At 31.5% G+C, this 3,198-nt stretch carries 1 protein-coding gene and 2 pseudogenes (1 of these 3 only partly in view); 2 read left to right on the top strand and 1 reads right to left on the bottom strand.

Features of this window, described 5'->3' with window-relative positions; all coding sequences use genetic code 11:
• Positions 1-1,317, top strand: a pseudogene (locus A2255_00135) (hypothetical protein) (it extends 198 nt beyond the left edge of the window).
• A 200-nt stretch (positions 1,318-1,517) separates the two neighbouring features.
• Here the strand turns inward: A2255_00135 and A2255_00130 are convergent.
• Positions 1,518-2,066: a hypothetical protein gene (locus A2255_00130; protein ID OGI23685.1), complete on the bottom strand. Its 549-nt coding sequence runs from the start codon at positions 2,064-2,066 to the stop codon at positions 1,518-1,520.
• Positions 2,067-2,277: 211 nt separating this feature from the next.
• Here A2255_00130 and A2255_00125 point away from each other — a divergent pair.
• Positions 2,278-3,198, top strand: a pseudogene (locus A2255_00125) (hypothetical protein).

Here is a 3,198-nt window from a genome sequence, read left to right as displayed (position 1 = left end):
TCCATCGCTATTGCATTTAGTACCGCAATTGTGGCTAATTATTTCGGAATTTCCCTTGCTCTTGGCGCTTTTATAGCTGGATTGGCCCTTAGTATCACAGCTCACAGTAAACAGGTTATCGCTGAAGTAGTACCATTTAGAGACGCTTTTGCAATGGTTTTCTTTGTGTCTATCGGCATGTTGATGGATATAAACTTCTTTATGAACAATTTACCACTAATTTTAGGAGCAGTTGCTCTAATTTTCATTATTAAATTCGTAATTTGCTTTGCTGTAGTTTATCTTGCCAAATATCCAGGACAAACAGCTCTTTGGGCAGGTTTATCGCTGTTTCAAATTGGAGAATTTTCTTTTGTATTAGCTAAATTAGGTGAATCTACAAATATAATCAGTCAGGATGTCTACTCATTCATAATAATTTCAGCTCTAATAACTATGTTATTTACTCCTTTCATTATTAAACTAATTCCAGGCATTATTGCCAGGCTTCAACATTTATCTTTCTGGAATAAACATTTTAAAGGTGAGATAAAAGTTGAAACTAGTAATTCTATATTAAAAGATCACGTTGTTATATGTGGATATGGGCCGATTGGAAAGAGTCTTGCCAAGATATTAGAGCTACATAACCAGATTTATCTTGTAATTGAGCTAAATAATAAAACTGTTCAAAGGTTAAAAAAAGAACGGGTTCCTGTCATCTATGGGGATTCAACTCACAAAGATATTCTAAAATATGCAAAAGTGAATCAGGCAAAGATAATTGTAATAACCTTACCAGATGCTAAAAGTTGTGAGATGGCCATAACTAATGCACGAAAATTAAATGAAGATATTTATATTATTGTCAGATCAAGATATCAAAATACTATAGATAGCTTATACCACGCAGGTGCTAATATTGTAATTTATGAAGAGTATGAAACAAGTGCAGCTGTTATTAATAACACTCTGGCTAAGCTTGATTATTCCTGTAATGAAATTGAATCACTTAATCAACTGGTAAGACAAAATAAATGTCAGCTTCTACAGGAAAGCTATAAAAATCAGGAATCTGTTACAGGTAGAATGAATATTCTTAAAAATAATGAAGTCGACTGGATTAGAATCTCTAAAAACAATCCTTTTATCGATAAATCAATTGCTAATAGTGATATTAGAAAGATTTACGGGACTTCGATAATCGCTATAATCAAAAATAACATTAATATTCCTAATCCTCCACCTGATACTATAATAAATAAAGGCGATATTCTGGTTGTGTTGGGTAATACAGATCAATTAAGGCATTTGAGAAACGATTTAACCAGCAAATAGTTTGTTATGCAACAATTTCAAGGCGGTGCGCAATGCGCACCCTACTAACTACTCTAAAACTATATTAGAAAGGTCATTCCGGGCTTGACCCGGGATCTTACTAGCTTGAAAATAAAAGCTTAAAGTGAATATTAGTCAATTTTGTTGAACCAGAATTATTTGACCCAATCTACTGTTACTTTGACACTAATAAACTAGTCTTAATAATCTATTTCCTGAAGAACTTTTGTTGCACAATTCCAACCATCATTAGAACTGCTACAATCATCATTATCATAAATACCACCTGAAGGAGCTGCAATTCCTGATTTGAGCATGCGAAGTAAATAAATATCCTTACCTAATGTATTCGGCTTTTTAAATCCGTTAACATCAACATAAATTTCTCCACATGCGGCGACACCGTTCACTAAAGTCTTATTACAACTTGCTCTGTAATCATAAAAATCCAGGAATGCTCCGTCACTAAGTATAAGTCCTGCATCTCCTTCATCCCAGTCCTCACCATATACAACACCACGAAGATATTTTATTCCACCATTATTCACCCAGCAATTCCCCATAAAGCTTCCGCTATCACATTCTTTTACGTAATTCAGATATGATTTAAATGAATTTCTGAAACAGTTATTATCACCATCCGAGCAGAGATTTATAAATGAGCCACCTTGATCAAAGTAAAGTCGACTTGTCACTGTTGCAATTTCTGAAAATCCCTGTGTCCACAGTTCAATTCTGTGTCTCGGCATTTTTTATTGGCAAAGGTTTCGGCGATTCTTAAAATTTATCAAAAATAAAATTGTTGCACTATTGTTGCAGTAGAATTCAATAAATTATAATAAACCAGTATAAGCTGGATTATTATAATTTATCATATTTAACACTGATTTTTATAATTTTCCTATCAATGGAAAATATATTAAAATATTATTAGTGCAATAAATTTCAAGAGGATTATCGATGCAACTTATTCGACAAAGCAACACAAAGGAAGAAAAACTAGAGAACAAATTTGCTGTTCGCTTAAAGAAAATAAAGCGTTATTTAGAAACTGTTAAAGAGCTTAAAGCACAAGGCTCAAGTAACACTGAAAACTGCAAAAATCAGATAGCAGTTATAGATAACTATATTATGAATGACCCTGTATTAAAAATGGAAATTGACAGACGGCTAAGTTATTTTAGCAATTTCCAGGACTCCTCGGATTGTATTGAATTTCAGCAAAAAATGACCCGCATTATTGTAAGAGCTTCTCAAAAAGCAAATATAGAAGAACTCGAAAAATTTAGACAAAATTCAATAGAAAAAAACTTTAATTTTATTAAAGAAGAATTGACAAACAAGGATAAAAGCATCTTAATTCCAGCACTAGAGCAAATTAGAAACAGCAAAACTCTATTTGAACTGGATGACAATAAGAAGGAGTTAGATAATTTTATTGTAGATAATGACTTAAATCTCCTTATGAATAATTTTATTTATTATATTCTATTGTGGAATATATCTGTAATGGTGATTCATAATGTTACCACAGACAAAGAAATACTAAATGCTAAAGAAGCCATTGAATATATATCTAATCCCGAATCTTATTGGACTAGAGCAAAAGATATAACCGACTTTCTCCATAATTACATGATTGTCTTAAACTTTTTAAAAAATTATGCAAAATTACCCGAAAAATATGTTGCTAAATATAAAAGTATTTTCAACAAAATTGAAAGTCAGTTTATTCAAGAAGAAAATGAAAATAAACACGAAACATTTTTTCGATATTCTGCCACATATAAATTATCTAATGACTTTCTTTACACTTCTGTCAAAGAAAAATTAGGGGACCTTGAATTAATCTTAATTGAATTGGAGTTATTTTACTTGAGT

The organism is Candidatus Melainabacteria bacterium RIFOXYA2_FULL_32_9 (assembly GCA_001784615.1).
Classification (GTDB): Bacteria; Cyanobacteriota; Vampirovibrionia; order Gastranaerophilales; family UBA9579; genus UBA9579.
The sequence above is the reverse complement of the archived record's forward strand: the minus strand, read 5'-3'. Positions and strand labels throughout refer to the sequence as shown.

Coding starts and splice junctions, on each gene's coding strand:
- A2255_00130 (OGI23685.1), bottom strand. CDS start 2,066: ATGCCGAGACACAGAATTGAACTGTGGACACAGGGATTTTCAGAAATT.